General features: G+C 76.0%; 20 protein-coding genes and 1 riboswitch. Of the genes, 4 read left to right on the top strand and 16 right to left on the bottom strand.

Features of this window, described 5'->3' with window-relative positions; genetic code table 11:
• Positions 1 to 72: 72 nt before the first annotated feature.
• A complete protein-coding gene (locus ACF0H8_RS06280) occupies positions 73 to 1,383 on the bottom strand; it encodes a hemolysin family protein (RefSeq protein WP_395288109.1) in 1,311 nt (436 codons plus the stop codon).
• 101 nt (positions 1,384 to 1,484) lie between these two features.
• Positions 1,485 to 1,763, bottom strand: coding sequence for a hypothetical protein (locus ACF0H8_RS06275; protein ID WP_395288108.1), 279 nt, complete (start codon positions 1,761 to 1,763; stop codon positions 1,485 to 1,487).
• 26 nt (positions 1,764 to 1,789) lie between these two features.
• Between ACF0H8_RS06275 and ACF0H8_RS06270 the strand changes: the two genes are divergently transcribed.
• The gene (locus tag ACF0H8_RS06270; protein ID WP_395288107.1) at positions 1,790 to 3,055 is read left to right on the top strand and encodes an NAD(P)/FAD-dependent oxidoreductase; all 1,266 of its coding nucleotides are present in this window, start codon (positions 1,790 to 1,792) and stop codon (positions 3,053 to 3,055) included.
• A 115-nt stretch (positions 3,056 to 3,170) separates the two neighbouring features.
• Here the strand turns inward: ACF0H8_RS06270 and purH are convergent, their stop codons facing one another.
• Both purH and purN read right to left on the bottom strand, forming a co-directional pair.
• Complete coding sequence (purH, locus tag ACF0H8_RS06265; protein ID WP_395288106.1) at positions 3,171 to 4,847, bottom strand: bifunctional phosphoribosylaminoimidazolecarboxamide formyltransferase/IMP cyclohydrolase; 1,677 nt, start codon at positions 4,845 to 4,847, stop codon at positions 3,171 to 3,173.
• 55 nt (positions 4,848 to 4,902) lie between these two features.
• Positions 4,903 to 4,994, bottom strand: a riboswitch (ZMP/ZTP riboswitch).
• Positions 4,995 to 4,998: 4 nt separating this feature from the next.
• The gene (purN, locus tag ACF0H8_RS06260) at positions 4,999 to 5,637 is read right to left on the bottom strand and encodes a phosphoribosylglycinamide formyltransferase (protein WP_395288105.1); all 639 of its coding nucleotides are present in this window, start codon (positions 5,635 to 5,637) and stop codon (positions 4,999 to 5,001) included.
• Between the two features lie 39 nt (positions 5,638 to 5,676).
• Here purN and ACF0H8_RS06255 point away from each other — a divergent pair, with 39 nt between their 5' ends.
• Positions 5,677 to 6,435 carry a hypothetical protein gene (locus ACF0H8_RS06255; RefSeq protein WP_395288104.1) on the top strand — a complete coding sequence of 253 codons (759 nt, stop codon included), beginning with the start codon at positions 5,677 to 5,679 and terminating at the stop codon, positions 6,433 to 6,435.
• Here the strand turns inward: ACF0H8_RS06255 and ACF0H8_RS06250 are convergent.
• The 10 genes from ACF0H8_RS06250 to ACF0H8_RS06205 form a co-directional block, all read right to left on the bottom strand.
• Positions 6,423 to 7,937 (bottom strand): DUF6350 family protein, encoded by a 1,515-nt coding sequence (locus ACF0H8_RS06250; RefSeq protein WP_395288103.1) that lies wholly within the window; start codon positions 7,935 to 7,937, stop codon positions 6,423 to 6,425. The genes ACF0H8_RS06255 and ACF0H8_RS06250 overlap by 13 nt on opposite strands.
• Positions 7,938 to 8,120: 183 nt before the next feature.
• Entirely contained in the window at positions 8,121 to 9,038 is a 918-nt protein-coding gene (gene sucD / locus ACF0H8_RS06245) for a succinate--CoA ligase subunit alpha (RefSeq protein WP_395288102.1), read from the bottom strand.
• An 18-nt stretch (positions 9,039 to 9,056) separates the two neighbouring features.
• A complete protein-coding gene (gene sucC, locus ACF0H8_RS06240; protein ID WP_395290824.1) occupies positions 9,057 to 10,223 on the bottom strand; it encodes an ADP-forming succinate--CoA ligase subunit beta in 1,167 nt (388 codons plus the stop codon).
• Between the two features lie 200 nt (positions 10,224 to 10,423).
• A complete protein-coding gene (locus ACF0H8_RS06235) occupies positions 10,424 to 11,848 on the bottom strand; it encodes an acyltransferase family protein (protein ID WP_395288101.1) in 1,425 nt (474 codons plus the stop codon).
• Complete coding sequence (locus ACF0H8_RS06230) at positions 11,848 to 12,657, bottom strand: acyltransferase family protein (RefSeq protein ID WP_395288100.1); 810 nt, start codon at positions 12,655 to 12,657, stop codon at positions 11,848 to 11,850. Before ACF0H8_RS06230 ends, ACF0H8_RS06235 begins: the two co-directional genes overlap by 1 nt.
• A 116-nt stretch (positions 12,658 to 12,773) precedes the next feature.
• A complete protein-coding gene (pcrA, locus tag ACF0H8_RS06225) occupies positions 12,774 to 15,425 on the bottom strand; it encodes a DNA helicase PcrA (RefSeq protein ID WP_395288099.1) in 2,652 nt (883 codons plus the stop codon).
• A 60-nt stretch (positions 15,426 to 15,485) separates the two neighbouring features.
• Positions 15,486 to 15,968 carry a DUF456 domain-containing protein gene (locus ACF0H8_RS06220; protein WP_395288098.1) on the bottom strand — a complete coding sequence of 161 codons (483 nt, stop codon included), beginning with the start codon at positions 15,966 to 15,968 and terminating at the stop codon, positions 15,486 to 15,488.
• Positions 15,968 to 16,309, bottom strand: a complete 342-nt coding sequence (locus tag ACF0H8_RS06215) for a hypothetical protein (protein ID WP_395288097.1) — start codon at positions 16,307 to 16,309, stop codon at positions 15,968 to 15,970. The genes ACF0H8_RS06220 and ACF0H8_RS06215 overlap by 1 nt, the downstream gene beginning before the upstream one ends.
• 68 nt (positions 16,310 to 16,377) lie before the next feature.
• Positions 16,378 to 17,058, bottom strand: coding sequence for a LuxR C-terminal-related transcriptional regulator (locus tag ACF0H8_RS06210; RefSeq protein WP_395288096.1), 681 nt, complete (start codon positions 17,056 to 17,058; stop codon positions 16,378 to 16,380).
• Positions 17,055 to 18,278: a PspC domain-containing protein gene (locus ACF0H8_RS06205; protein ID WP_395288095.1), complete on the bottom strand. Its 1,224-nt coding sequence runs from the start codon at positions 18,276 to 18,278 to the stop codon at positions 17,055 to 17,057. The genes ACF0H8_RS06210 and ACF0H8_RS06205 overlap by 4 nt, the downstream gene beginning before the upstream one ends.
• A 137-nt stretch (positions 18,279 to 18,415) precedes the next feature.
• Here ACF0H8_RS06205 and ACF0H8_RS06200 point away from each other — a divergent pair, with 137 nt between their 5' ends.
• Positions 18,416 to 20,521 carry a PspC domain-containing protein gene (locus ACF0H8_RS06200; RefSeq protein ID WP_395288094.1) on the top strand — a complete coding sequence of 702 codons (2,106 nt, stop codon included), beginning with the start codon at positions 18,416 to 18,418 and terminating at the stop codon, positions 20,519 to 20,521.
• A complete protein-coding gene (locus ACF0H8_RS06195; protein ID WP_395288093.1) occupies positions 20,518 to 21,189 on the top strand; it encodes a hypothetical protein in 672 nt (223 codons plus the stop codon). The genes ACF0H8_RS06200 and ACF0H8_RS06195 overlap by 4 nt, the downstream gene beginning before the upstream one ends.
• 254 nt (positions 21,190 to 21,443) lie before the next feature.
• On the opposite strand, the gene ACF0H8_RS06190 is transcribed toward ACF0H8_RS06195, so the two are convergent.
• Together ACF0H8_RS06190 and guaA are read right to left on the bottom strand one after the other, a co-directional pair.
• Positions 21,444 to 22,658 (bottom strand): glycosyltransferase family 4 protein, encoded by a 1,215-nt coding sequence (locus ACF0H8_RS06190; RefSeq protein ID WP_395288092.1) that lies wholly within the window; start codon positions 22,656 to 22,658, stop codon positions 21,444 to 21,446.
• Between the two features lie 3 nt (positions 22,659 to 22,661).
• A complete protein-coding gene (gene guaA / locus ACF0H8_RS06185) occupies positions 22,662 to 24,272 on the bottom strand; it encodes a glutamine-hydrolyzing GMP synthase (protein WP_395290823.1) in 1,611 nt (536 codons plus the stop codon).
• Between the last annotated feature and the right edge of the window lie 46 nt (positions 24,273 to 24,318).

The following is a 24,318-nucleotide window of genomic DNA, read 5'->3' as shown; positions in this document are numbered from 1 at the left end:
GGGCGGCGACGAGGGCGCCACGGCGGACGGGCGGCGACGCGGGGGCCACGGCGGACGGGCGCCACTCGCGGGTCAGGACGCGGCGGTGGCGACGCTCGTCGCGGCGGCAGAGGCGCCGGGCACCTTGCGGACCTCCACGCGGTCGACGCGGCGACCGTCGAGGGCGGTGACCGTCAGGGCCACGCCGTCCCACGTCACCGAGTCACCTATCCGCGGCACGCGGCCGAGGCCGGCCATGATGAAGCCGCCCAGGGTGTCGTAGGGGCCCTCCGGCAGCTCGCGGCCGAGGACCCTCGCGACGTCGGCGCGCCCCAGGAGGCCGGCGACGGACTCGGTGGCGCCCTTCGCGACCCTCTCGGGCGGCTCGCGGTCGTACTCGTCCTGGATCTGCCCGACGAACTCCTCGACGACGTCCTCGAGCGTGATGATCCCGTCGGTGCCGCCGTACTCGTCGACCACCACGGCCAGGTGCGCGTGCCGCTGGCGCATCTCGGTCAGCGCGGTCAGGACCTTCTTGCCCGTGGGGAAGAACATGATCTCCCGCACGAGGTCGCCCACGGTGCGCACGGAGGGGTCCGGGTGGATGAGGTCGCGGACGTGGATGAACCCGATGACGTCGTCGTTGTCCTCCCGGCGCACCGGGTAGCGGGAGTGCTCGAGCGTGCGCACCAGCGGCTGCGCCTCCTCGATGGGCATGGAGGCAGCGAGGAACTCCACCTCGGTGCGGGGGGTCATGATCTCCTGCACCGTGCGGTCGCCCACGGAGAGCAGGTCGACGACCATGTTGCGCTCCTGCGCCCCGAGCGCCTCGTGCTGCGCCACGAGCGAGCGCAGCTCCTCGGTGCCCATCTCCTCCTTCTGCGCCTGCGGGTCCCGGCCCAGCAGCCGCATGACGAGGTTGACCGACGCGCCGAGCAGCCAGATGACCGGCCGGAGGATCGTCGCGACCCAGTCCAGCGGCGTGGCGACGAGGAGCGAGATCTTCTCGGCGCTCTGCATGGCCAGCCGCTTGGGCACGAGCTCGCCGAACACCAGCGAGAGGTAGGAGATGACGACCGTGGTGCCGACGAACGCGATGCCGTAGGCCAGGCCCTCGGGCACGCCCCACGACTCGATGAGCGGCGAGAGGAGCGGAGCGATCTGCGCGGCGCCGAACGAGGCGGAGAAGAACCCGGCGAGGGTGACGCCCACCTGCACCGCCGAGAGGAAGCGGTTGGAGTCGGCCGTGAGCTTGGCGATCCGCGCGCCGGCGCCGCCGCGGGCGGCCAGGGAGCGGATCTGGCTGTCGCGCAGCGAGACCAGCGCCATCTCCGAGGCCGCGAACACCCCACCGACGAGGATGAACAGCAGGACGAGGAGGATGTTGACCGCGGGGTCGTTCACCGCCCCATGATCACACGGCCCGGCGCCGCGCACCGGGGCGCGTGGCGAGGCCCACAGGTCGCGCCGGTCACCCCCGGCGCGTCGCGCGGCCCCGGCGGGCGTCAGGCGGCGGCGGGGACCATGGCGTTCCCCCACGGGGAGAGGTACGCCAGGACGAGCGCGAGCGCGAGCAGGAAGGTGACGTCGAAGGCCCGCGAGCGCGCGCCGGGCACCACGGTGTCCGGCGCCCACGCGCGGGCGGCGGCCCACAGCGCGAGCAGCCCGGCGAGCGCCGTCACGGCCGCCCGCCCGCTGACCGTCACGCCGAGCACGCAGACGACGGCGATGGCGAGGAGCAACCCCGTCATGACGGTGATGCGGACGACCTTGGTGCTGGGCATGATGTGGCGAGACTACCGTGGCCCTCGTGGCCAACCTCCCCCTCCTCACTCGCGGCGACGCGGGCGCACGGGCCGGCGTGGTGGTCGTCGGCGCCGGCCTTGCGGGGCTGCGCACGGTGGCGGAGCTCCGGGCCCAGGGGTTCTCCGGCGCGGTCACCGTGGTGGGCGCCGAGGGCCTCCCGCCCTACGACCGCCCGCCGCTGTCCAAGGAGATCTTCACCCGGCCGGAGCCGGTGTGGCTGTCCGGGGAGGGGTACGGCGAGCTGGACGCGCTCGCCGACCGGGTGCTGCTGGGGCACCGGGCCGTGCGCCTGGAGGCCGGCGACGACGGCGCCACCGTGACCGTGGCCGACGGCGGGCGGCGGGAGCGGCTCGAGGCGTCCGCGGTGGTGCTCGCGACCGGCGCCGAGCCGGTCCGGCCCGCCGGGTGGTCGTCGGCGGCGGTGCTGCACACCGCCGCGGATGCCGCGGCGCTGCGGGCGCGCCTGGTCCCGGGCGCCCGGGTCGCGGTGATCGGCGCCGGCTGGATCGGCGCGGAGATCGCCGGCCAGGCGGCCGCCCACGGGTGCGCCGTGACGGTCGTGGAGGCCGCCCCCACTCCCCTGCACCGGCAGATCGGCGCGGACCTCGGCGCGCGCACCGTCCCCTGGTACGCGGCCGCCGGCGTGGAGCTGCGGTGCGCGAGCCCCGTGACGGCGGTGGTGGACGGCGAGGTCGTGCTCGCGGACGGCGAGACGCTGCGGGCGGACGTCGTGCTCGCCGCGGTGGGCGCCCGCCCGGCCACGGCCTGGCTCGACGGGACGCTCCCGCTCACGGCGCGCGGCGCCCTCCCGGTGGACGCGGCCGGCCGCGTCGCCGGGGCGCCCGCGCCGGTGCGCGCCGTCGGCGACTGCGCCGACATGGAGGTGCCTGGCGTGGGCCTCGTGCCGGGCGGGCACTGGGACGGCGCGCTATCCCACCCGACCGCGCTGGTCGCGGGCCTGCTGGGGGCTGACGTCCCGGCCCCCGCCGCGCCCTACGTCTTCTCCACCCAGCTCGGCCACGAGCTGGCGATGGTGGGCGCGCCGGTGCCCGGGGCGCTCCTGGTGCTGCGCGGGGACGCCGACGGCGCGTGGACCGCGCTGTTCGTCGAGCCCGACGCCGCCGGCGGCCGGCTCACCGCGGGCTTCACCGTCGACCGGCCCCGCGACGTCGGCCCGCTGCGCAAGCTCCTGGCCGGCGGCGCCCGGCCGGTGCTGGACCTGGCGCGCGCCACCGACCCGGCCGTCCCCCTGCGCAAGGCGGTCGCGTAGCCGGACCGGCCCGGGCTGTGCCCAGCCGTACCCCCTCGCCCGCACGTGACCGTACCGGCCCGGCCGCGGGCAAGTCGGTGCGCGGGGCGGGACGCCCCGCCCCACGCACCGTCGCTCAGTGCGCGAAGTGGCGGGTGCCGGTGAGGTACATCGTGATCCCGGCGGCGTTCGCGGCGGCGATGACCTCCTCGTCCCGGATGGAGCCGCCCGGGTGCACGACGGCGCGGACGCCGGCGTCGACGAGCACCTGCAGGCCGTCCGCGAACGGGAAGAACGCGTCGGAGGCCGCCACGGCGCCACGGGCGCGCTCCGGCGCCGCGGCGCGCGCGGCGTCGTCGGCGTTCTGGGCGCCGCCGGCGCCCTCGACGTCGCCGGCCACGGGCGCGCCCAGGGTGTTGGCGCGCTCCACCGCCAGGCGGCAGGAGTCCACCCGGTTGACCTGGCCCATCCCGACGCCGACGCTGGCGCCGTCGTCCGCGAGCAGGATCGCGTTGGAGCGCACGGCGCGCACCGCCCGCCAGGCGAAGACGAGGTCGGCGAGGGTCTGCTCGTCGGCGGCCGGCCCCGCGGCCAGCGTCCAGCCCTCGGGGCTGTCGCCGGGGGCGTCGACGGCGTCGCGGTCCTGGGCGAGCACGCCGCCGGAGACCGGGCGCAGCTCCACGCCGCCGCGCTCGCCGGGGTCCACCACGAGCAGGCGGACGTTCTTCTTGCGCTCGAGGATCTCCAGCGCGGCCGGCTCGAACGCCGGGGCCGCCACGACCTCGGTGAACACGGGTGCGATCTGCTCGGCCATCGCCGCGGTGACGGGCCGGTTGGCGGCCACCACGCCGCCGTAGGCGGAGACCGGGTCGCACGCGTGGGCCTTGCGGTGCGCCTCGGCGATGTCGGAGCCGGTCGCGATGCCGCAGGGGTTGGCGTGCTTGATGATCGCCACCGCCGGGCCGGTGTGGTCGTAGGCGGCGCGCACCGCGGCGTCGGCGTCGACGTAGTTGTTGTAGCTCATCGCCTTGCCGTGCAGCTGCTCGGCGTTCGCGATGCCCGTGCTCACGTCGTCGGCGGCGTACAGCGCGGCGCGCTGGTGCGGGTTCTCGCCGTAGCGCAGGGTCGCGCGGCGCTGCCACGCACCGCCGGCGAAGCCGGGCAGCCGGGCGGCGCCGTCGGTCTCCTCGTCGAAGACCCCGCTCATCCAGGACGCCACGGCCACGTCGTAGGCGGCGGTGTGCTCGAAGGCGGCGACGGCCAGGCGCCGGCGCTCGGCGAGCGTGAAGCCGCCGCCGGCGGCCGCGGCGGAGACGTCGTCGTAGCGCGCCGGGTCGACGACCACGGCCACGGACGGGTGGTTCTTCGCGGCGGCGCGCACCATCGTCGGCCCGCCGATGTCGATCTGCTCCACGCAAGCGTCCACCCCGGCGCCGGAGGCGACGGTCTGCGTGAAGGGGTAGAGGTTGACGACGACGAGGTCGAAGGGGGCGACGCCCAGCTCGGTGAGCTCCTCGCGGTGGGCGGCCTTGCGGCGGTCGGCCAGGACGCCCGCGTGCACGCGCGGGTGGAGGGTCTTCACCCGGCCGTCGAGGCACTCGGGGAAGCCGGTGACGTCCTCGACCGGGGTGACGGGCACCCCCGCGGCGGCGATCGTCCGGGCGGTGGAGCCGGTGGAGACGATCTGCACCCCGGCGGCGTGCAGCGCCCGGGCGAGCGGCTCGAGCCCGGTCTTGTCGTAGACGGAGAGGAGGGCCCGGCGCAGGGGGACCTTGTCCCCGACGGGCTCGACTGTGGTGGGCTGGGAGGTCATGTGGCTGCGCTCCTGGGTCGATGGCGGGCGTGCAGGGTGCCGCGCGGGCACCCGACCCAGGCACCCAGGCGCGCGGTGCTCTGCAGGGGACTTCCGGCCGCTCCCCGGTGGTGGACGCCACCTTCCTCGCCAGTCACGGCCGCGACCGATCTTAGCGCGCGCTCCCGACGACGACCTTCCGGCCCTCGATCCGCCAGCCTTCCCGTGCCAGGCGGCCGACCTGCTCGACGAGCTGGGCGCGCTCGGCGGCCTTGATCCGCTCGGTGAGGGCCTCGACGTCGTCGTCGTCCAGCACCGGCACCGCGACCTGCGCGACGATCGCGCCGGTGTCCACGCCGGCGTCGACGAAGAAGAGGGTGGCGCCGGTGATCTTCACGCCGTACTCCAGGGCGTCGCGCGGGCCGTGGATACCCGGGAAGGCCGGCAGCAGCGTGTTGTGGGTGTTGATGTAGCGGCCGTCGAAGCGCTCGAGGAAGCGGGGGCCGCAGAGCTTGAGGAAGCCGGCGGAGATCACCAGGTCGGGATCGTGGGCGGCGACCTGCTCGGTGAGGGCGGCGTCCCAGTCGTCCCGGGTGGCGTGGTCGCCGAGGCGCTCGACGAAGGTGGGGATGCCGGCTCGATGCGCCAGCTCCACGCCGCCGGTGCCGGCGCGGTCGGCCCCGACGGCGACCACGACGGCGCCGTAGGCGGGGTCCTTCGCGGCCTCGAGCAGGGCTGCGAGGTTCGAGCCGCCGCCCGAGACCAGCACCACGAGTCGGGCGGGGGCTGCGGGGCTGCCGGGAGTGCTCACGTGCGGGAGCGTAACCGTCCGGTGCGCGATGATGTGCCCATGCCCATCCAGTCGAGTCCGCCCGGCAACCCGCCGCGGCGCGAGCAGCCCGCAGGCACGGAGCCTGCGGGCCCGACGTCCCCAGGTCCTGCGCCGCACCCGTGGGCGGGCGACGGCCAGGCACCGCCCTCGCCGGACGGCACGCGGCCGGGGCATGGGCAGGTTCCGCCCGGCGCCCAGCCACCGTGGACCGGCCAGACCCCGCCCGGCGCCCAGCCACCGTGGACCGGCCAGGCCCCGCCCGGCGCCCAGCCGCCGTCGCCATACCCCTGGCGCGCGGAGCCCGGCCCTCCCGACCCCCGCGCGCCCGGCCCGCAGGGTGGGTGGCGGCGGCCCGAGCCTGCCGTCTCGGAGCAGGCCAGGTCCGACGCGCTGCGCTGGGTGCGCGGGTTCGGGTTCGTGCTGCTCGCCGGTCTCGCGGTGGGCCTCTTCGCGCTGCCCTGGCCGTGGCCGCTGGTCGCCGGGGCGCTGTGCCTCGCCGCCGTCGTCCTGGGCGTGGTGGCGCTGGTCAAGGTGCGTGCCGCGCGGATCCCCGGGGCGCTGACGCCCGTGCTGGTGGTCGGCATGGTGCTGGCGGGCATGCTGGCGCTGGGCTCGGTGAGCCAGGCCATGCTGTGGCGCGAGTACGACGCCTACACCGGCTGCCTGCGCTCGGCCCTCACGAGCCAGGCGCGCGACGCCTGCGAGGCCGAGCTGCAGCGCTCCCTCGACGAGCGGCTGGAGCGCATGCAGCGCGAGCTGGTGCCTCAGTCGTCCTGAAAGTCGGACAGGCGCGGGCCGCGCCAGCCGCCCGCCCCACCCGCCGGTGACGACTGGCCGGTGCTGGGCCACGCACCGCCCGGCAGCGCCGTCCCCGAGGCCTCCCCGGTCCCGGCGCCGACCGGCGCGTCGGCGTCCTCGACGCCCGCCGTCCCGTCGTCCGGGTGGCCGCGACCGCCGCCTGCGTCCTCGGCTGCCGGGCCCTCCGCGCCCCCGCCTTCCCCGCCGGCCGGGCGGGTCTCCGCCCCGGCGCCGGATGCGCCGGCGCCGTCACCCGGGTGTCCTGTCCTGGTCCGGGCCGCCTCGACAGCGGTTCGCACCGCCTCGGCCGTGCGCGGGTGCAGCGCCACGACGGCCAGCGCCGCGCCCCCACCGACCTCGGCGAGGACCAGGGCCGTCAGCAGCAGCGGCTCGGGGCCGACGACGGCCATCCGGCCCGGACCGACGGAACCCGACGCCGCCGCGGCGAGCAGCAGCACGCCGAGCGCTGTCGCGCCGGCCGCCACCGCGGCGGACGCGAGCGCCCCGGGGAGCGTGGGCCGGCGACGGCGCCGGTCCAGCCAGACGCCGACGGCGGCGCCCACGAGGACGGGCGCCAGGACCGCCCAGCCCATCTCGGGCGATGCGGGCGAGGGCAGCAGGCCGAGCACCGGCAGGGCCGGCAGGGGCGCCGTGACCACCTCCGCCGGGGAGAAGACGGTGCCCGCGCCGACGGCGAACCCGGGCCCCGCCAGCCAGGCCACCACCCACGCCAGGAGCGTGGGGACGAAGATCAGCTGCGCCATGACCATGACCACGGCGCTGACGGCGTCGGGGGCGTAGCCCGCCTGGATGCCCAGCAGGCGGTCCCACCCCGTGACGGCCGCGACGGCCGCAAGCACGACGGCGAGGGCCAGCAGGGCCGCGCCGGCGCGCAGCGCCCCGGCGAGCCCGGCCGTCACGGCGTCGGGTGCCCCGCGCAGACGGGCCCACCAGGCCGGCGCCGGGACCCGGCCCCGCAGCGCCAGCACGGTGCCGACGACGGGGAGGGCCACCACCCCGAGCAGCGCCTGCAGCGGCGCGACCGGGACGGCGGCGAACGGGAAGAGCACCAGGGCGGCCAGCAGGTACCCGGCGGGGACGAAGGCGCCCGCGCCCACCGAGCGCAGGCGCATGCGGCGGGCGGCGCCGTAGACGAGCGCCAGGCTCAGCAGCGTGACGCCGAGCGGCACCACCGACATCGTCGTGCCCGGGCCGGTGAGCAGGGCGCCGCCGTGGCCGAGGAACCACAGGGAGGTGCCGACCCCGGCGGCGGCCTGCCAGGTGGCCTCACCCAGGGCGGGCGCGGCCGCCGTCGCCACGTACGTGGCGATGGCGGGCACGGCGACGGCGAGCCAGCCCATCACCGCCGACTCGAGGCCGGCCACGAGCCCGCGCAGCCAGCCCTCGGGCACCCCGCGCCGCGGCCGCAGCGTCGGGACCTCGATGACGCGCGGCACGGTGGGCTCGGTGGTGGTGGGCATCGCGACCATCGTCCGGCCTGCGGCGCGCGTGGGCCGGGTAGCGGGGCGGCGTGTCGCCGTGGCCCGCGCAACGGCGGCGGGCGAGGTACTTCCGATGCTCTCGACGACGGCGCAGGCCCCGGCGGGCGGACGAACCACCTGCCGGGGCCTGCGACCGGGGCGCGGCACCTGGCCGCGCGACGCTCAGGTGAGCAGCTCGCGGGCGAGGCGCGCGGTCTCGGACGGCGTCTTGCCGACCTTGACCCCGGCAGCCTCGAGCGCCGTCTTCTTGGCCTCCGCGGTGCCCGAGGAGCCGGAGACGATGGCGCCGGCGTGGCCCATCGTCTTGCCCTCGGGCGCGGTGAAGCCGGCCACGTAGCCCACGACCGGCTTGGTGACGTTGGCCTTGATGAAGTCGGCGGCACGCTCCTCTGCGTCCCCGCCGATCTCGCCGATCATCACGATCAGCTCGGTGTCCGGGTCGTCCTGGAACGCCTGCAGCGCGTCGATGTGCGTGGTGCCGATGATCGGGTCGCCGCCGATGCCGATGCAGGTGGTGAAGCCGATGTCGGAGAGCTCGTACATCATCTGGTAGGTCAGCGTGCCGGACTTCGACACGAGCCCGATGCGGCCCGGGCCGGTGATGTTCGCCGGGGTGATGCCGACGTTGGAGTGGCCGGGGGTGATGATGCCGGGGCAGTTCGGGCCGATGAGGCGGACGCCCTTGGACTGGGCGTAGGCGAAGAACTCGGCCGTGTCGGCGACCGGGACGCCCTCCGTGATGATGACGACGAGCGGCACCCCGGCGTCGACGGCCTCGATTACGGCGGCCTTCGTGCCCGCGGGCGGGACGAAGATCACCGACACGTCGGCGCCCGTGGCCTCGCGGGCCTCGGCGACGGAGCCGAACACGGGCACGGAGACCGGGCCCGCGTGCCGCGACTCGGCGCCCGGACCGGCCGGCCGGACGTCGAAGTCCACCGTGGTGCCGGCCTTCTTGGGGTTGGTGCCGCCGACGATCTGGGTGCCGGCGTTGAGCATGCGCTGGGTGTGCGTCCGGCCCATGGAGCCGGTCATGCCCTGGACGATGACCTTGGAGGAGGAGTTGAGGAAGATCGACATGGTGTTGGTGTTCCGTCCTTACTTCGCGGCCGCGAGCTCGGCGGCCTTGGCCGCGGCGTCGTCCATCGAGCCGACCAGGGTGACCATCGGGTGGTTGGCCTCGGCGAGGATGCGCCGGCCCTCGTCGACGTTGTTGCCGTCCAGGCGGACGACGAGCGGCTTGGTCTCCTTGTCGCCCAGAATCTCCAGGGCCTTGACGATGCCGTTGGCGACCTCGTCGCAGGCGGTGATGCCGCCGAAGACGTTGACGAACACCGCACGCACCTGCTGGTCGCCGATGATGACGTCCAGGCCGTTGGCCATGACCTCCGCGTTCGCGCCGCCGCCGATGTCGAGGAAGTTCGCGGGCTTCACGCCGTGCTGCTCGCCGGCGTAGGCGACGACGTCGAGCGTGGACATCACGAGACCCGCGCCGTTGCCGATGATGCCGACCTCGCCGTCGAGCTTGACGTAGTTGAGGTCGAGCTCCTTGGCCTTGGCCTCCAGCGGGTCGGCGGCCGCCCTGTCCTCCAGCTCGGCGTGGTCGGGGTGCCGGAAGGCGGCGTTCTCGTCGAGCGTGACCTTGGCGTCCAGGGCGATGATCGCGCCGCCCTCGGTGCGCACGAGGGGGTTGACCTCGACGAGGGTGGCGTCCTCCTGGTCGTAGACCTCCCACAGCTTGCGGATCACCGCGGCGACGTCGTCGGCCACCTCGGCGGCGAAGCCGGCCTGCTGCACGATCTCAGCGGCCTTCGCCTCGTCGATGCCGGCGATGGGGTCCACGGCGACGCGGGCGAGGGCCTCGGGCCGCTCGACCGCGAGCTGCTCGATCTCCATGCCGCCCTCCACCGAGGCCATCGCCAGGTAGCGGCGGTTGGCCCGGTCCAGCAGCACCGAGAAGTAGTACTCCTCGGCGATCTTGGCGCCCTCGGCGATCATCACCCGGTGCACCGTGTGGCCCTTGATGTCCATGCCGAGGATCTCGGCCGCGCGGGCCTGAGCCTCCTCGGGGCTGTGCGCGAGCTTGACACCGCCCGCCTTGCCGCGCCCACCGGTCTTCACCTGCGCCTTCACGACGACGGTGCCGCCGCCCAGCTTCTCCGCGGCTTCCCGCGCCTGCTCCGGCGTGGTCGCGACGATCCCGCCGAGCACGGGCACGCCGTGCTTCTCGAGAATGTCCCGAGCCTGGTACTCGAAGAGGTCCACCCCGCTGCGTCCTTCCGTTGACATCACTGGATGCCTCGACATCGAGACATCTCGGGTGAGCCTACCGCGCCGTGGCGCACGTCTCACGTGCGTCCGCGGTGAGGGACCCAACCCCGACGCGCGCTCGAGGGGCTGTCGGGCCGTGCCGGCGGCTGCAACGACGGCGTGCTCATGGGGCTGTCGGGTGCGGCGGCTCGGGATCAGGGGGCGGTCGGACCGGCCGGGCTCGCGGCACCCGGCTCCGCGCCGGCCGCCGCCGGGTCCGTCCCCAGGTCGGTCCCCACCGCCGGGCCGTCCGAACCTTCACCGGGCCCGGCGGTGCCGCCCGCGGCCGCGGGACCAGCCGTGTCGTCCGCGGCGCTCGGATCAGTGGCGCGCGGGTCGCCGGTGCCGCCGGTGCCGTCCGCCGTCGGGTCCCCTCCGGTAGCGGCGGGGTCGTCCCCGGTCTCCGCGGAGCCGGCCGGCGCGCCCGCGTCGTCCGCCCCGCCGGAGATTGCTCCGCCCTCGCCCGTGACGCGTTCCGGCAGCTCGGACGGCGTCTCGGCCGAGAGGTCCACCGGCACCCCCGTGAGGCGCTCCGACAGCTCGGCGAAGGCCCGCGCGACGACGTCGGCGTACAGGTGCGCGCCCTCCAGACCGGGGTGGACGCCGTCCGCCTGGAGCAGCTCGGGGCGGGCGGAGATCGCGCCGTGCCAGTCGGCGATGATGGCGTTGGAGTAGCTGGAGACGATGTTCGCGAGCGTCTCGTTCGCCGTCGGGATCCACTCGCTGGCGCCGTAGAGGTTCACCACGACGATCATCCGGTCGGGCCCGAGGGCGTCCAGGACGCGGCGGACCAGCGCCTCGTCGCTCACCCCGGCGTTGGTGCCGAAGTCGAGGAACACCGCCCGCCGGACCGTGCCCTCGGCGAGGCGTGAGCGCACGGCCGCCTCGCCGTCGGTCCAGCGGCGCACGGACCGGGCGTCGAGCATGATCCCCGGGAAGCGGGCCTCGAGGCCGTCGGCGCTGGTCACCACGATGGAGTCGCCGAACCCGGTGATCTCCTTGCCGGTGGGCACGGAGAAGTCGCCCTTCGTGACGTCGACGGCCCGGGCGTCCACGGCGGAGGCGTCCACGGCCCCCTGCGCAGCCTCGATGCGCGCCTGGGTCTGCGAGCGCTCTGGCGCCACCGCGATGGCCGCGACCGTGACCACGGTCGCGGCGCCGGTCAGGGCGGCCAGCCCGCCGGCGACCACCCTCCGCGCCGGGACCCGGCTGGTCAGGGCTCGCCGGGCCCGGCGCCCGGCACCCCGGAAGCCGTGCCGGCGCACGGGCTGCTCGAGCAGCCGGTAGGACGCCGCGGCCAGGGCGAGCGTGACGGTGACGGCGAGAGCGCGCACGGCCCAGTGGGCGGCGGAGTCGTGAGCGGTCGGGAGCAGCTCGTCGAGGACGAGGATCACCGGCCAGTGCCAGAGATAGACCGCGTAGGAGCGCTCCCCCAGCCAGGCCAGCGGACGCAGGCGCAGGAGCCGCTGGTAGTACCCCGCCGGGCCGAGCAGCGCCGCCACCAGCACCGCGGCCAGCATCGAGCCGAGGAGGATGCCGCCGCGGAACGTGAAGGCGTGGGACTGGCGCAGCGTGAGCATCAGCGCGGCGAGGCCCGCCAGGGCCAGCGCGGCCCCGATGTCGCGCCTGCGCCGTCCCCACGCCGGGGGCGCAGGGCCGTGCCCGGCGTGGCGAAGGCGAAGGCGAGGGCCGCGCCGATCATGAGCCCGAAGAGATGGGTGTCGGTGCCGTAGTAGACCCTGGTGGCGTCCTCGCCCGGGGTGTGGAGCACGGCCATGAAGGCGGCCGAGACCGCGGCGAGGACGAGCGCGACGCGCGTCCGCCTCCGCCCGCCCGCGGCCGCGACGAGCGCCGCGACGGCGGCCGGCCACAGCAGGTAGAACTGCTCCTCCACCGCCAGCGACCAGAAGTTGACGAAGAGCTGCGGCGCGGTGGCGTCGAAGTAGCTCGACCCCGCGCCGATCTCGAGCCAGTTGCTGGAGAACGTCACGGCGCCGAGCACCTGCCGGCCGATGCCCACGAGCAGGTCGGTGCTGGCGAGCCACGCCAGCGGGACGCTGAGCACCACCACGGCCAGGAGGGGCGGCAGCAGCCGCCGGGCCCGCCGCAGCCAGAACCGGGCCAGGTCGATCCGGCCGCGGGTGGCGATCTCGCGCAGCAGGAGCGTGGTGATGAGGAAGCCGGAGACGACGAAGAAGACGTCCACGCCGAGGAACCCGCCCGGCAGGCTGGCCGGGCGCAGGTGGTAGACCAGCACGGCGGCGACGGCGAGCGCGCGCAGCCCGTCGAGCCCCTCGATGCGTCCGGCGTCGGCGAGCAACCCTGCCGTGCGTCCTCGCCCCGGCTGCCGGGCGCTCGCCGGACGTGCCTCGGCCACCTGTGTCCCCATGGCCTGCCTCCCTGGCCCGACGACCCCTTGTCACCGAGGCTAGGGGCGGGGTGGGACATCCCCGGGGAAGGCGCGCGGTGGCGTGGCGCACGCCACCCGCGCCGGCTCGGTGGCCGCTACAGCTTCGTGACCGGCGAGTAGCGCAGGAGGAGGCGCTTGGTCTGCCCGCCGCCGAAGTCGATCTTCGCGACGGCGGAGGACCCGGCGCCCTCCAGCGCGATCACGGTGCCGACGCCGTAGCTGTCGTGGGTCACCTTGTCCCCGACGTCGAGGCCGGGGACGTCCGTGTCGGGACGCGGCGTGGCGGAGCCGAACTTCGCACCGGTGGAGGGCGTCGTCGTCGCGGTGGCGCCGAGCTTGCCCGTGCGCACGGGCCCGCTGCGGGCGCCGGAACCGCCACGCAGGCCGTCGCTCCCGCGGCCCCAGGTCGACCCGGAGCCGTAGCCGCCGGAGCCGTAACCGCTCGAGCCGAAGCCGCTCGAGCCGCGCCCGCGCAGGGCGTCCATGGAGGACTCGGCTCGCCGCCAGTCCACCAGCTCCTCGGGGATGTCGCCGAGGAACCGCGAGGCGGGCAGCTCCTGGGGCATGCCCCAGGCGGTGCGCACCGCCGCACGGGAGAGGTACAGCCGCTCCCGCGCCCGGGTCAGGGCGACGTAGGCCAGGCGCCGCTCCTCGGACAGCTCGTCCTCCTCGCCGAGGGAGCGCTGGTGGGGGAACGTGCCGTCCTCCAGGCCGGTGACGAACACGACCGGGAACTCCAGCCCCTTGGCGGTGTGGACGGTCATGAGGGTGACCTGCCCGTCGTCCGCGCCAGCGGCGTCGGGGATCTGGTCCGAGTCGGCCACCAGGGCCACCCGCTCCAGGAAGTCGCCCAGGTTGCCCTCCGGGTCCTGCTCGGAGAACTCCGCGGCGACGGCGTGCAGCTCGGCGAGGTTCTCCACCCGGGTGGCGTCCTGCGGGTCCTCGCTGGCGCGCAGCTCGGCGAGGTAGCCCGAACGGTCGAGCGCGGCGTCGAGCACCTCGGCCGGCGTGGCGCCGGCGTCGGCCATCTCCCGCAGCCCGGTGAGCAGCTCGTGGAATGCGCGCACCTGGGTGCGGGCGCGGGTGGCCAGCCCGATGACCTCGGGTACGGGACGCCCGTCGCGCAGCTCCCCCGGGTCGGCGGCGGCGTCGGTGATCGCCTGGCCGAAGGAGACGCGTTCGCGCTCGGCGTGGGCGGCGAGCATGGCCTCCGCCTTGTCCCCCAGCCCGCGCTTGGGCACGTTGAGGATCCGGCGCAGGTTCACGGCGTCGTCGGGGTTGGCCACCGCGCGAAGGTAGGCGATGGCGTCCTTGATCTCCCTGCGCTCGTAGAAGCGCGTGCCGCCGACGACCTTGTACGGGATGCCGGTGCGGACCAGCACCTCCTCCAGCGCGCGGGACTGGGCGTTGGTGCGGTAGAAGACCGCGACGTCGCCGGGCCGGGTGCCGTGCTCGTCCCCCAGCCGGTCGATCTCCTCGGCGATGAAGCGCGCCTCCTCGTGCTCGGAGTCCGCGACGTAGCCGACGATCAGCGGCCCGGCGCCGGAGTCGGTCCACAGGTTCTTGGCCCGCCGTCCGGGGTTGCGGGAGATGACCGCGTTGGCGGCGGTGAGGATGTTCTGCGTGGAGCGGTAGTTCTGCTCCAGCAGGATCGTCGTGGCGCTGGGGTAGTCCTCCTCGAACTCGAGGATGTTGCGGATCGTGGCGCCGCGGAAGGCGTAGATGGACTGGTCGGCGTCCCCCACGACCGTCAGCTCCGCCGGCGGCAGGCCGTCCCGGTCCCCCGCGCCGTCGTCGTCGCGGTCGACCCCGGCGAGCTCGCGGACGAGCACGTACTGGGCGTGGTTGGTGTCCTGGTACTCGTCGACCAGCACGTGCCGGAACCGGAGCCGGTAGTGCTCGGCGACCGGCGGGAACGCCTGCAGCAGGTTCACGGTGGTCATGATCAGGTCGTCGAAGTCCAGCGCGTGGGCCTGGCGCAGCCGCTCGTTGTACAGGCGGTACGCCTGCGCGAGCGCCTTGTCGAAGGCGTTGGAGTCGCTGACCGTGCCGGCGTAGGTGTCCGGGTCGATCAGCTCGTTCTTCAGGTCCGAGACCTTGCGGGAGAAGGACTTCGGCGGGTAGCGCTTGGGGTCGAGGTCGAGCTGGCGGCACACCAGCGCCATGAGGCGCTGGGAGTCCGCGGCGTCGTAGATGGAGAAGCTCGAGCGCAGCCCGAGCACGGCGTGCTCCCGGCGCAGGATCCGCACGCACGCGGAGTGGAAGGTGGAGACCCACATCCGGTTCGCGGCGGGCCCCACCAGCGCCTCGACGCGCTCGCGCATCTCGGCGGCGGCCTTGTTCGTGAACGTGATGGCGATGATCTCGCCCGGCCGCGCCCGGCCGGTGGCCAGCAGGTGCGCGATGCGGTGGGTGAGCACGCGGGTCTTGCCCGACCCGGCGCCGGCCACGATGAGCAGCGGGGAGCCGGAGTGCACGACGGCGGCGCGCTGCTGAGGGTTGAGCCCCTCCACCAGCTTCGCCGGGTCCAGGCGCGGGCGCGCCGGGCCGCCCGCCTGGGCGGCGCGCCGGCGCGCGCGGGCCACGGGGTCCTCCGCGAGCGGGGCCTCGGGGACCTCCGGGGCCGGCGGCTCCACGCTCACCCAGCCGTCGTCGGGCCCGTCGCGCGGGGGGACGGCGGCGGGCAGCGGCGGCAGGTCCTGGGCGGGCACGCCGGTCAGGGGCAGGTTCTCGAACAGTGACGTCATCGCGCCTCAAGCGTAAGCGTGCGCACCCACACCGGGGCGCCGCCCGCGCGGAGGCCCCGCTCACGTCGCGAGGAGGCCCACCACCCAGGCGCCGGTGGCCAGCAGCGCGCCGGCGAGCTCGACGAGGATCGTCAGCCCGGTCGCCTTCATCGCCACCACCGTGGCCCGCCACGCCTCGGGCTGGTTGCGGCGGCGCCTCAGCTCGGCGACGTACACGCCGGCCACGAACCCCAGCGGCAGGCCGACCACCGGGACGAGGAAGAACCCGACCACGCCGACGACGGCGCCCAGCAGCAGCGTCCGACCCGGCACGCCGGCCCGCGTCAGGTACCGGCCGGCGAGGAGGTACTTGGCCACCCCGGCCCCGAGCACCGCCACGGCGGCGACGGCGATCACCACCCAGCCCACGGCGCCGCCGGTGACCACGCCCCACACCGCCACCGCCGCGAGGACGACCAGGCCGCCGGGGTACACCTGGACGACGGCGCCGACGAGCCCGACGACGATGACGAGCCCGACGAGGAGCTCGGCGAGGGGGTCCATCAGCGCCAGAGGACGGCGACGGCGATGTTGAGGACCGTGAGGCCGGCGATGCCGCCGACCAGACCGGTGGTCACCCTCTCCTCGCGGCGCGCACCGTAGAACGCCAGGAAGGTGATGACGAGGGACACCACGAGCTTGACGGCGATCTTGACGTGGTCGACGTCGCCGTCGCCCATCTCGGCCAGGCCCACCAGGAGGAGCCCGGCCACCAGCGCCGTCACCGCGCCGTGCGTGACGCCCTTGGCGATGCGCGGGGGGCGGAGGCTGGTCAGGGTGCCGCCGAGGACGATGGCCCAGCCGACCATGTGCACGACGAGGATGATGCCCGTGAGGATGTCCATAGCGGACACCCTATGGAAGGTTCTGGGGCCTGGCGGCGCCGGGACACCGCCCTGAGAGGCTGGTCACGTCAGAGCAGCCGGCGGGCGGCCGCCCACCGGGTGAGCTCGTGCCGGGAGGACAGCTGCAGCTTGCGCAGCACGGCCGAGACGTGCGTCTCGACCGTCTTGATCGAGATGAACAGCTCCGCCGCGACCTCCTTGTAGGCGTAGCCGCGGGCGATCAGCCGCATCACCTCCCGCTCCCTGGCGGTGAGGCGGTCGAGCTCGTCGTCGTGCACGGCCACGTCCCCGGTGCCGAAGGCGTCGAGCACGAAGCCCGCCAGGCGCGGGGAGAACGCGGCGTCGCCGGCCGCCACGCGGCGGATGGCGTCCACGAGCTCGTCAGCGCCGATCGCCTTGGTGACGTAGCCCCGCGCCCCCGCCCGGATGACCGACACCACGTCCTCGCTGGAGTCGGACACGGACAGCGCCAGGAAGCGGGTGGTGGCCAGCACGTCCGCGCAGGCCGCGACGACCTCGGCGCCGCCGCCGCCGCGGCCCCCGGGCAGGTGCACGTCGAGCAGCACGACCTCGGGGGCCAGCGCGTGGACGGCGCCGACGGCGCCCTCGACGTCGTCGGCCTCCCCCACCACGTCGATGTCGGGGCCGTGGCCGGCCAGCTCGGCGCGCACGCCGGTGCGCACGAGCGCGTGGTCGTCGACGATCAGCACGCGGATGCGGGGCGCACCAGTCTCGGCGGTCTCACTCATTGTTCGCCCTTTCGTGGCATGGTCAGGTGCACCTCGGTGCCGGTGGGCCGGACGCGGACCTCGGCGTCGCCGCCGTGGCGGCGCATCCGCACGATGATGGACTCGCGCACCCCGTGCCTGTCGGCCGGCACGGCGGCGACGTCGAAACCGTCGCCCCGGTCGCGGACGAACACCTCCACCTGGTCCGCGCGCACCTCGACGTACAGGGTCACCGGGGCCCGCCCGTGCCGCACGGCGTTGGCGAGCGCCTCCCGGGTGGCCGCCGCGACGACGGGGACCGTCTCGTCGGGGACGGCGTCGCCGGCGGTGACCACCTCGATCGCGACGCCGTGGCGGTCCTCGACCTCGGCGGCCACCTGCCGGAGCTCGTCGGCCGTGGAGGTGCCGGGCGCGGGCCGGTCGGTGTAGAGCCACTCGCGCAGCTCGCGCTCCTGGGCGCGGGCCAGGCGGGCGACGACCTCGTTGCCGTCGGCGCGGGCCCGGATCATCGACAGGGTCTGCAGCACCGAGTCGTGCAGGTGCGCGGCGATGTCGGCCCGCTCGGCCTCCCGGGCGCGGGCCTCTCGCTCGGCGCCGAGCTCGCGCACGAGCCTCAGCAGCAGCGGGGCGAGCACCACGGCCACGCCCGCCACGATGGCCAGGCCGGCCGCGGCGCCGCGCAGGAGCACCATGGGGCTCTCCCCGCGCCCGACGAGCAGCAGCGCCCCCAGGACGGCGAGGGCGACGCCGGCGGTCACGCGGACGACGACGGTGCCGCGCCGCCGGGAGGCGCCGGGGCCGCCCGCCTGCGCGACCTCCGCGAGCTGTCCCCAGGCGAGCGCGGCACCGGCCGCGGCGATGAGGGCGGGGACGAGCCAGGTGGCCGGCTCGGCGACGCCGCCGCGCCAGAGCAGCAGGAGCGCGGCTGTGCCGAGGAGCACGACGGCGATCGTGAGGTCGCGCGTGCCGGGGCCGAGCGGGCCCAGGCGCAGGCGCGGTGCGAGACGTGCGCGCACCGCCGGCGGCTCGCCGGGGTCCCCGGCGGGCACGGTGATCCACAGCCAGGCGTACATCGCCGCGCCGGCGCCGGCCAGCAGGGTCGTGAGCACGAAGATCCACCGCACCGCGGCGACCGGCCACCCCAGGTGGGCGGCCACGCCCGCGCACACCCCCGCGACGACCCGGCCCCGCCGGGGGCGGCGGAGCGGGAGGCGGCGCGGGTGCGCGGCGGCGCTGGACACGGCCCCATCGTGTCAGGTCAGAACGACGAGGAACCACGTCACCGGAGCTGTTCCAGGGTGCCGGGAGGGCGACTTCAGGGTCGGACCAGGGTGGTCCCCCATGGTCGGGGACGTGCGCCGGACGGTTGGCTGGTGCCATGAACACCACCGACACTCCCGCCGGACCCGGCCCCCTGGGCCCCGGCGACCCGGGGCGGCAGAGCCCCGGCCAGCAGGGCCCCCGCGAGCAGGCGCCCGAACCGACCGGGTACCAGCCGACCGGCGCGGGCCCGGGCCAGCCGGGCGGCGCCTACGGGCCGGGGCCCGGCGCGCTGGGCGCCCGGCCCGGTGCGGGAGCGTACCGCCCGGGCGGCTCCGGCGGGCCGGGGCCCGAGGGTGCCTCCGGCGCGCGCGCCGCCCATGGCCCCGGCCCCGGCGCGCCCGGTGGCTACGGCCCCGGCGCGCCCGGCGGCTACGGCCCCGGCGCGCCCGGCGGCTACGGCCCCGGCGCGCCCGGCGGCTACGGCCCCGGCGCGCCCGGCGGCTACGGCCCCGGCGCGCCCGGCGGCTACGGCCCCGGCGGCTCCGGACCCGGCGGGCCCGGGGGCTACGGACCGGGCCCGTACGGGGCCGGCGCGTACGGCCCCGGGCCGGGGCGGCCCGTCGCCTCGGGGTTCTTCGACTCGCTGCGCCGCAGCGGCATCTGGCGCGGCCAGGACCGCTGGATCGGCGGCGTGGCCGCCGGCGTGGCCCGCCGGCTCGACGTCGACCCGCTCCTGATCCGCGGTGTCCTCGTCGTGATGACCCTCTTCGGCGGGCTGGGCCTGCTGCTCTACGGCGTGGCCTGGGCGCTGCTGCCGGAGGAGTCCGACGGCCGCATCCACCTGCAGGAGGCGCTGCGCGGCAACGTCGACGCGGCCCTGGCCGGTGCGATCGCCTTCACCGTCATCGGGCTGTCACGGCCCGGCGTGTGGTGGGGCGGCTGGGTGTCCTGGGGCGACGGGTTCTTCTGGTCCATCGTCTCCGTGGCGACGGTGGTGCTGATCGTCGTCGGCATCGTGGCGCTCGCGCGCCGGGGGTCGCGGCGCACGCCGCCCCCGCCGCGCGGTCAGTGGGCGGGCCCCGGGCCGGACGTGGCGGGGGGCGCGCCGGCGCGCGGCTGGCAGGAGGCCGCCGGCGCCCCGGCGTCGCACGCGAGCTCCGCCGGCTCCTTCCCACCGGAGGGCGCAGCGTTCGGCGCGGCCGCGGCGGCCGCCGCCGGCGAGCCCCGGCCGGCGGGACCCGGCCGCTCCCCTCGCCCCGCGGCGCCGGGCGTCGACCCGGCGGCCGGCCAGTCGTGGCGCGAGACCGGCGGACCGGTGTGGCAGCCGGCGCCGCCACAGACCGGCTTCGCCGGGTACGGACCGGTTGGCGCGCCACCGGTGCCGCCGCGGCCGGCCGTCCCCGCGCCGCCCCCGCCACGCCCCGCCGTCCCCGGCCCGGGGCAGGCTGTGGTCGCGGTGGTGCTGGCGCTGTGCCTGCTCGCCGTCGCGGCCCTGCTGCTGGTGGACCGGATCGACCCCATCGGCTGGCAGCTTCCGCTGCTCATCGGCGGCACCGTGCTCGGCCTGCTCGGGCTCGGCGTCCTGGTCTCCGGTGCCCGCGGGCGGCGCGGCGGTGCCCTGTCCGTGCTCGGCGTGCTGCTGGCGCTGCTGGTCGTGCCCGCGACGATGGCCACCACGATCGTCCCAGGCAGCTTCCGGGTCGGCCCCGGCGCGCCGGTCGGCGACCTCTCTGTCGCTCCGGCCAGCCCGGACGAGGCCGCGCGGGGCTACGACCTCGCGGCCGGCGACCTGGACCTCGACCTGCGCGAGCTCAGCGCCGGCGAGGACCAGGTCACCATCCCGGTGGACGTCGGGGCCGGCGACATCACCATCCGCGTGCCCGACGGCGCCGCCGTGCGCGTCGACGCCGAGGTCGGGGCGGGAGCCGTGGAGACCCGCACCGGGCCCGGCTGGACGGACGGCGAGGGCTTCGGCTCCACGGGCGACTCAGGCACCGGCGAGACCCGCAGCTGGCACAACGGGCTCGGGATCGACACGTCCCTGTCCTCACCCGAGGCACGGGACGGCGATCCGGACGTCGTCGTCGACGTCCACGTCGGGGCCGGCCGCGTGAACGTGGTCGAGAGCCCGGCCGACGACGCCGGCACCACCGCCCTGCAGACTGAACCCACGGTGGTCGTCGGACCCGGGATCACCGCCTATGACGAGGAACAGCGATGAACCAGGACATCAGGCCCCAGGGCGACCCCGCGGGCCCCGAGCACGAGGGCCGCGACGCAGAGGCCACCACGCCGCCCCCCTCCGGCGCGACCGCGGCGGACGTCACGACCCCGCTCCCGCGCCACGAGGCGGGCGAGACGGCCGCGCTGCCGGCCGACAAGACGGCCCAGCTGCCGACCGACGAGACGACCCCGCTCCCCCGCCACGAGGCGGGCGAGACGGCCGCGCTGCCGGCCGGCCGTGGCGGGGAGGCGGACGTCACCGAGCAGCTCCGGGCGGGGGGCGAAGAGGCGGACGTCACGAGCCCGCTCCCCCGCGCGGGGGAGAGCGAGGCGTCACGGGACGCGACGGGGCCGGACGCACGCGCCTACTCGAGGGCCGAGCCGCCGGTGTGGTCCGGCCGGGCGGAGGGCGGCCCGGCGGTGTGGTCGGCGAGCACCGCACCGCTCGTGGAGCGCCCGCGCGGGCCCCGCTCCGGCACGCTCGTCCTGGGGCTGGTGCTCGTCGTGCTCGGAGCGGTGGCCGTGCTCGTCGCGCTCGGCTACAGCCTCGACATGCAGCTGGTGCTCATCGCGCTCCTGCTGCTGGCGGCGCTGACGCTGCTGGGCGTCGCCCTGGTGCGCGGCCGCGCGTCCCGCCGCCGCGAGGAGGCGCCCGGCAAGGTGTGAGCAGTCCCTGCAGACGGAGGGCCGGCGCGGGGATCCCCGCGCCGGCCCTCGTCGTCCCGGCTTCCGTGGGCCGGCCGGTGTCAGTGCCGGTCGGCGGTGGGGCGGGAGAGGGCGTTGAAGGCCCACCCCATCATCAGCAGGAGCACGCCGAGCCCGACGACGAGCGCGGCGACGCCGTAGGCGACGACCGAGGTGAACAGCGAGGCCCGCAGGTCCCAGGAACGCGGCGGGAAATGTGCCGGGGAGCTACAAGCTCAGCGGTGCAGGGCGCGCGCCCGGTCGTACAGGGCCTCCGCCGCGCCGAGCACGTCCGGCCAGGCCGCCGCCGGCGGCACCGCACGGTTGTGGGCGAGGATGCGGCCGAGCAGGCCCGCCTCCGTGGCGAGCCGCTCGAGCGCGTCCGCGAGCGCGGCGTCGGCGGCCGCGTCGTCGAGCCCGTCGCCGCGGTCGGGGGTGAGCAGGCCGTCGACGCCGTCGCGGACGAACTCGCTCACGCCCGTCCCCCGCCCGGCGACGACGGCGAGGCCGGCCGCCCGGGCCTCCAGCGCCGCTATCCCGAAGGCCTCCAGCCGCGCCGGGGCGACGAACACGTGCTCGCGGGCATACCGGGCCGTCAGCTCGGTGCGCGGGAGCTTGCCGGTGAGCTCCACGACGTCGCCCAGCCGGCGCCGCGCCACCTCGGCCCGCAGGGCCGCCTCGGCGGGTCCGGCGCCGATCAGGGTCAGGTGCACCCGCGGGGCGCCGCTCGCGTCCCGGCCCAGGCGCTCGTGGACCTCGGCGACCACGCGCAGCAGCTGGACGGGCCGCTTGCGCGGCGCCAGCCGCTGGGTGGCGACCACGCGCAGCACGCCGCCGGGCGGCAGCGGCGGCAGGCCCGCCTCCCCTCCCGGGTCGTGCGGCACCCACGCGTCCACGTCGAGGCCGTTGGGGACGACGAGAATCTCTCCCGGCGTCCGGCCGAGCACCTCGGCCACCCGTTTGCCCGCGGCGCCGGAGACCGCCGAGGCGGCGAGGGGCGCGCGCGACCATCCTGTCAGCCGCGCGCCGGCGCGGTAGACCGGCGCGATGCCGTCGAGCATGCAGTGCCAGGTGACCGCCAACGGCAGGTCGAGGGCGCGCGCGGCGCGGGCGCCGGCGTAGGCGAACGGCGAGACCACCCCGGCGTGCACGTGCACGACGTCGGGCCGCAGCCGGCGCAGCTCCTGCCGCAGCAGCGGGCGCTCCAGCGGGTGCACCGGCACGCCCAGCGTCAGCGGTGTCGACAGCCGGTGCACCGTGATCCCGTCCGCCTCCCGGGAGGTCGCCCGGCCGGCCCCCGGGCGACCGACGGCGGACGCGCCGGCGCCGGTGGCGGTGAGGACGTGCACGTCGTGCCCGGAGCGCGCCTGGTTCACGGCGAGGTCGTGGACCTGGGACTCGATACCGCCGGTCCGCGGCGGGAAGCAGTCAGAGACGTGCGCGACCCGCACGCCTCACTCCCACTCGATGGTGCCCGGGGGCTTGGACGTGACGTCGAGGACGACCCGGTTGACCTCCGGCACCGAGTTGGTGATGCGGGTGGAGATCGTCGCCAGCACGTCGTAGGGCACGCGGGACCAGTCGGCGGTCATCGCGTCCTCGGAGGAGACCGGGCGCAGCACGACCGGGTGGCCGTAGGTGCGGCCGTCGCCCTGCACGCCGACCGAGCGCACGTCCGCGAGCAGCACCACGGGGCACTGCCAGATGTCGCGGTCCAGCCCCGCCCGGGTGAGCTCCTCGCGGGCGATGGCGTCGGCGGCGCGGAGGGTCTCCAGGCGCTGCGCCGTCACCTCCCCGATGATGCGGATGCCCAGGCCCGGGCCGGGGAACGGCTGGCGCCACACGATCGGCTCGGGCACGCCCAGCTCGAGCCCGACGGCGCGGACCTCGTCCTTGAACAGCGTGCGGAGCGGCTCCACCAGCTCGAACTGCAGGTCCTCGGGCAGCCCGCCGACGTTGTGGTGGGACTTGATGTTGGCCGCGCCCTCGCCGCCGCCGGACTCCACGACGTCGGGGTAGAGGGTGCCCTGCACGAGGTACCTCACCTCGCCGTCGGCGTCGCCGGACTCCGCCACGATCTCGCGGGCGGCCTTCTCGAACGCCCGGATGAACTCCCGGCCGATGATCTTGCGCTTGGTCTCCGGATCCGTCACGCCCCGGAGGGCCTCGAGGAAGGTCTGGGAGGCGTCCACCACCTTGAGGTTCACGCCCGTGGCGGCCACGAAGTCCTCCTCGACCTGCTCGGCCTCGCCGGCACGCAACAGGCCGTGGTCGACGAAGACGCAGGTGAGCTGGTCCCCGACCGCCTTCTGCACCAGCGCGGCGGCGACCGAGGAGTCCACGCCCCCGGACAGCCCGCAGATGACGCGGTCCTTGCCCACCTGGGCGCGGATGGCCTCGACCTGCTCGGCGATGACGTTGCCCGGCGTCCAGCTCGGCCGCAGGCCGGCGCCCTCGTAGAGGAACCGCTCCAGGGCCTCCTGGCCGAGCACCGAGTGCTTGACCTCGGGGTGCCACTGCATGCCGTAGAGGTGCCGCTCGCGGTCCTCGAAGGCGGCGACCGGGGAGCCCTCGGAGGTGGCGAGCACCTCGAAGCCCTCCGGCGCGGCCTGGACCGCGTCGCCGTGAGACATCCACACCGTCTGCTGCGTGGGCGAGCCCGCCAGCAGCTCGCCGGAGGACTGCAGCCGCACCACGGTCGAGCCGTACTCCCGCGAGCCCGTCTGGGCCACCTGCCCCCCCAGCGCCCGGGCCATCGACTGGAAGCCGTAGCAGATGCCGAGCACCGGCACCCCGGCCTCGAACAGCGCCGGGTCGGTGAACGGCGCCCCCTCCTCGTAGACCGAGGACGGTCCGCCGGAGAGGATGATCGCGGCGGGGTCCTTCGCGAGGATCTCGTCCACGCTCATCGAGTGCGGCACGATCTCGGAGTACACGTTGGCCTCGCGCACACGCCGGGCGATGAGCTGGGCGTACTGGGCGCCGTAGTCGACCACCACCACGGGTCGCTCGGTGCCGGGTGCCTCGGTGGGCTCGGTAGCCGTCGGGCTCGGCTGCTCTGGGATGCTCACCAGGTCAGGATAGTCGCGCCTCCGCCCCGCCGCCGTGGGC

The organism is Georgenia sp. AZ-5 (assembly GCF_043952095.1).
GTDB lineage: Bacteria > Actinomycetota > Actinomycetes > Actinomycetales > Actinomycetaceae > Georgenia.
The sequence above is the reverse complement of the archived record's forward strand: the minus strand, read 5'-3'. Positions and strand labels throughout refer to the sequence as shown.

Coding starts and splice junctions, on each gene's coding strand:
- ACF0H8_RS06235 (WP_395288101.1), bottom strand. CDS start 11,848: ATGCTCACGCTGCGCCAGTCCCACGCCTTCACGTTCCGCGGCGGCATC.
- sucD (WP_395288102.1), bottom strand. CDS start 9,038: ATGTCGATCTTCCTCAACTCCTCCTCCAAGGTCATCGTCCAGGGCATG.
- purH (WP_395288106.1), bottom strand. CDS start 4,847: ATGACCTCCCAGCCCACCACAGTCGAGCCCGTCGGGGACAAGGTCCCC.
- ACF0H8_RS06195 (WP_395288093.1), top strand. CDS start 20,518: ATGAACCAGGACATCAGGCCCCAGGGCGACCCCGCGGGCCCCGAGCAC.
- ACF0H8_RS06230 (WP_395288100.1), bottom strand. CDS start 12,657: ATGGGGACACAGGTGGCCGAGGCACGTCCGGCGAGCGCCCGGCAGCCG.
- ACF0H8_RS06255 (WP_395288104.1), top strand. CDS start 5,677: ATGCCCATCCAGTCGAGTCCGCCCGGCAACCCGCCGCGGCGCGAGCAG.
- ACF0H8_RS06215 (WP_395288097.1), bottom strand. CDS start 16,309: ATGGACATCCTCACGGGCATCATCCTCGTCGTGCACATGGTCGGCTGG.
- ACF0H8_RS06275 (WP_395288108.1), bottom strand. CDS start 1,763: ATGCCCAGCACCAAGGTCGTCCGCATCACCGTCATGACGGGGTTGCTC.
- ACF0H8_RS06220 (WP_395288098.1), bottom strand. CDS start 15,968: ATGGACCCCCTCGCCGAGCTCCTCGTCGGGCTCGTCATCGTCGTCGGG.
- pcrA (WP_395288099.1), bottom strand. CDS start 15,425: ATGACGTCACTGTTCGAGAACCTGCCCCTGACCGGCGTGCCCGCCCAG.
- ACF0H8_RS06210 (WP_395288096.1), bottom strand. CDS start 17,058: ATGAGTGAGACCGCCGAGACTGGTGCGCCCCGCATCCGCGTGCTGATC.
- ACF0H8_RS06250 (WP_395288103.1), bottom strand. CDS start 7,937: ATGCCCACCACCACCGAGCCCACCGTGCCGCGCGTCATCGAGGTCCCG.
- ACF0H8_RS06200 (WP_395288094.1), top strand. CDS start 18,416: ATGAACACCACCGACACTCCCGCCGGACCCGGCCCCCTGGGCCCCGGC.